Source organism: Flavobacterium sp. ACN6, from assembly GCF_002304005.1.
In the GTDB taxonomy this organism is placed as follows: domain Bacteria; phylum Bacteroidota; class Bacteroidia; order Flavobacteriales; family Flavobacteriaceae; genus Flavobacterium.
The window spans coordinates 1-3,188 of the sequence record NZ_MRCQ01000031.1 but is presented as its reverse complement, the minus strand read 5'-3'; the positions used below and the strand labels follow the sequence as shown (position 1 = coordinate 3,188).

Here is a 3,188-nt window from a genome sequence, read left to right as displayed (position 1 = left end):
TGGTACAATAAGCAAAATAAGGGCGTATGGGGGATGCCTAGGCTCTCAGAGGCGATGAAAGGCGTGATAAGCTGCGAAAAGCTGCGGGGACGGGCACACACCGATTGATCCGCAGATACCTGAATGGGGCAACCCACTATGTTGAAGACATAGTACACCGATAGGTGGGCAAACCCGCTGAACTGAAACATCTAAGTAGGCGGAGGAGAAGAAAACAAAAGTGATTCCGTAAGTAGTGGCGAGCGAACGCGGATTAGCCCAAACCAGTGCTGTTACGGCAGTGCTGGGGTTGTAGGACCACGACATTTCATGCACAAGGAACCGGAAGTTACTGGAAAGTGACGCCAGAGAGGGTGACAGCCCCGTATGGGTAACGAGTGTAATGGATAGTGGTATCCTGAGTAGGGCGGGGCACGTGAAACCCTGTCTGAATTTGGCGGGACCATCCGCTAAGGCTAAATACTCCTGAGAGACCGATAGTGAACCAGTACCGTGAGGGAAAGGTGAAAAGAACCGTGAATAACGGAGTGAAATAGATCCTGAAACCATACGCTTACAAGCGGTCGGAGCCCTTTCGTGGGGTGACGGCGTGCCTTTTGCATAATGAGCCTACGAGTTAACGTTGCTGGCAAGGTTAAGTGGTTAAGCCACGGATCCGCAGCGAAAGCGAGTCTGAATAGGGCGCTTTAGTCAGTAGTGTTAGACGCGAAACCGTGTGATCTACCCATGGGCAGGTTGAAGCTGTGGTAACACACAGTGGAGGACCGAACCGGTTGACGTTGAAAAGTCTTCGGATGACCTGTGGGTAGGGGTGAAAGGCCAATCAAACTCGGAAATAGCTCGTACTCCCCGAAATGCATTTAGGTGCAGCGTTAGTTATAAAGTTATACAGAGGTAGAGCTACTGATTGGATGCGGGGGCTTCACCGCCTACCAATTCCTGACAAACTCCGAATGCTATATAATGTTCACTAACAGTGAGGGCTTGGGTGCTAAGGTCCAAGTCCGAGAGGGAAAGAACCCAGACCATCAGCTAAGGTCCCCAAATATATGCTAAGTTGAAAGAACGAGGTTTGTCTGCCCAGACAGCTAGGATGTTGGCTTGGAAGCAGCCATTCATTTAAAGAGTGCGTAACAGCTCACTAGTCGAGCGGACGAGCATGGATAATAATCGGGCATAAGCATATTACCGAAGCTATGGATTTAGAGATTACTCTAAGTGGTAGGGGAGCATTCTAACAGGGCAGAAGGTGTATCGTAAGGTATGCTGGACCGGTTAGAAAAGAAAATGTAGGCATAAGTAACGATAATGCGGGCGAGAAACCCGCACACCGAAAAACTAAGGTTTCCACAGCTATGCTAATCAGCTGTGGGTTAGTCTGGTCCTAAGGCGAACCCGAAAGGGACAGTCGATGGCTAACGGGTTAATATTCCCGTACTACTAATTACTGTGATGGGGTGACGGAGTGATGAAAGCGCCGCGAACTGACGGAATAGTTCGTTGAAGTACCTACCTATAAGATCTGCAGGCAAATCCACAGATTTTGGGGAAATACGATAGTACTCGGAGTCTTCGGACAAAGAGATAGTGCGCCTAAGGGCTTCCAAGAAAAACCTCTAAACTTCAGGTAATTAGTACCAGTACCGTAAACCGACACAGGTAGTTGAGGAGAGAATCCTAAGGTGCTCGAGAGATTCATGGCTAAGGAATTAGGCAAAATAGACCTGTAACTTCGGGAGAAAGGTCGCCCCGAGCAATCGGGGCCGCAGTGAAGAGGTCCAGGCGACTGTTTATCAAAAACACAGGGCTCTGCAAAATCGTAAGATGAAGTATAGGGCCTGACACCTGCCCGGTGCTGGAAGGTTAAGAGGAGATGTTATCTTCGGAGAAGCATTGAATTGAAGCCCCAGTAAACGGCGGCCGTAACTATAACGGTCCTAAGGTAGCGAAATTCCTTGTCGGGTAAGTTCCGACCTGCACGAATGGTGTAACGATCTGGACACTGTCTCAGCCATGAGCTCGGTGAAATTGTAGTAACGGTGAAGATGCCGTTTACCCGCAGTGGGACGAAAAGACCCTGTGCACCTTTACTATAGCTTAGTATTGACTTTGGATAAATGATGTGTAGGATAGGTTGGAGACTATGAAGCGGCGTCGCCAGGCGTTGTGGAGTCATTGTTGAAATACAACCCTTTGTTTATCTGAAGCCTAACCCCGTTTAGCGGGGGACATTGCTTGGTGGGTAGTTTGACTGGGGTGGTCGCCTCCAAAAGAGTAACGGAGGCTTCTAAAGGTTCCCTCAGTACGCTTGGTAACCGTGCGTAGAGTGCAATGGCATAAGGGAGCTTGACTGAGAGACATACAGGTCGATCAGGTACGAAAGTAGAGCATAGTGATCCGGTGGTTCCGCATGGAAGGGCCATCGCTCAAAGGATAAAAGGTACGCCGGGGATAACAGGCTGATCTCCCCCAAGAGCTCATATCGACGGGGGGGTTTGGCACCTCGATGTCGGCTCGTCACATCCTGGGGCTGGAGAAGGTCCCAAGGGTTGGGCTGTTCGCCCATTAAAGTGGCACGCGAGCTGGGTTCAGAACGTCGTGAGACAGTTCGGTCTCTATCTACTGCGGGCGTTAGAAATTTGAGTGGATCTGATTCTAGTACGAGAGGACCGAATTGGACAAACCTCTAGTGTATCTGTTGTCCCGCCAGGGGCACCGCAGAGTAGCTACGTTTGGAAGGGATAAGCGCTGAAAGCATATAAGCGCGAAACCCACCACAAGATGAGATTTCTTTTAAGGATCGTGGAAGATGACCACGTTGATAGGCTATAGATGTAAAGGCAGTAATGTCATAGTCGAGTAGTACTAATAATCCGTAAGCTTATGTACACCCTTTTCTCTCTCGTCCAAAAGACGAGAGAGAAGAAACTTTCTAAAACTAAAATACTTTTCTTTATCTCAGTATGTTAAGATATTTGCCTGTCGCGGGCAGTCTTTAAGTCGAAAGATTAAAGTCAAAAGTCGAAAGACTTTACAACTTTAAGACTTGTGACTTTAGACTAAAAACCTTAAGGTGGTTATTGCGGCGGGGCTCACCTCTTCCCATCCCGAACAGAGTAGTTAAGCCCGCCTGCGCAGATGGTACTGCAGTTATGTGGGAGAGTATGTCGTCGCCTTTCTTTGAAAAA

Annotated in this window: 2 rRNA genes; both read left to right on the top strand. The window is 48.7% G+C overall.

Features of this window, described 5'->3' with window-relative positions:
• Positions 1-5: 5 nt before the first annotated feature.
• Positions 6-2,889 (top strand): 23S ribosomal RNA (locus BSF42_RS22200).
• Between the two features lie 180 nt (positions 2,890-3,069).
• Positions 3,070-3,179 (top strand): 5S ribosomal RNA (gene rrf, locus BSF42_RS22195).
• Positions 3,180-3,188 lie beyond the last annotated feature (9 nt).